Source organism: Nonomuraea insulae (assembly GCF_042656245.1).
Genome location: NZ_JBHSPA010000143.1, coordinates 1 through 705, shown reverse-complemented (window position 1 = coordinate 705; position 705 = coordinate 1). Strand labels below are relative to the sequence as shown.

Sequence of the window (705 nt, the reverse complement as noted above, 5' to 3'; positions counted from 1 at the left end):
GGTAAGCCTAAATACTCCCTGATGACCGATAGTGCACGAGTACCGTGAGGGAAAGGTGAAAAGTGCCCCGGTGAGGGGTTGTGAAAGAGTACCTGAAACCGTGTGCCTACAAGCCGTAGGAGCTTAAGCGAGGTTCGCCTTGCTTGTGATGTGACTGCGTGCCTTTTGAAGAATGAGCCTGCGAGTTATGGTGTGTGGCGAGGTTAACCCGTGTGGGGGAGCCGTAGCGAAAGCGAGTCTGAATAGGGCGTTTGAGTCGCATGCTGTAGACCCGAAGCGGAGTGATCTACGCATGGGCAGGTTGAAGCTCAGGTAAGACTGGGTGGAGGACCGAACCCACCAGGGTTGAAAACCTGGGGGATGATCTGTGTGTAGGGGTGAAAGGCCAATCAAACTCCGTGATAGCTGGTTCTCCCCGAAATGCATTTAGGTGCAGCGTCACGTGTTTCTTGCCGGAGGTAGAGCACTGGATGGCTAATGGGCCCGACAAGGTTACTGACGTCAGCCAAACTCCGAATGCCGGTAAGTGAGAGCGTGGCAGTGAGACTGCGGGCGATAAGGTTCGTAGTCGAGAGGGAAACAGCCCAGATCACCGACTAAGGCCCCTAAGCGTGTGCTAAGTGGGAAAGGATGTGGAGTCGCAGAGACAACCAGGAGGTTGGCTTAGAAGCAGCCACCCTTGAAAGAGTGCGTAATAGCTCACTG

1 rRNA gene is annotated in these 705 nt (G+C 54.6%); it reads left to right on the top strand.

What is annotated here, in order from left to right:
• Positions 1–705 (top strand): 23S ribosomal RNA (locus ACFPZ3_RS70100); the annotation flags it as partial.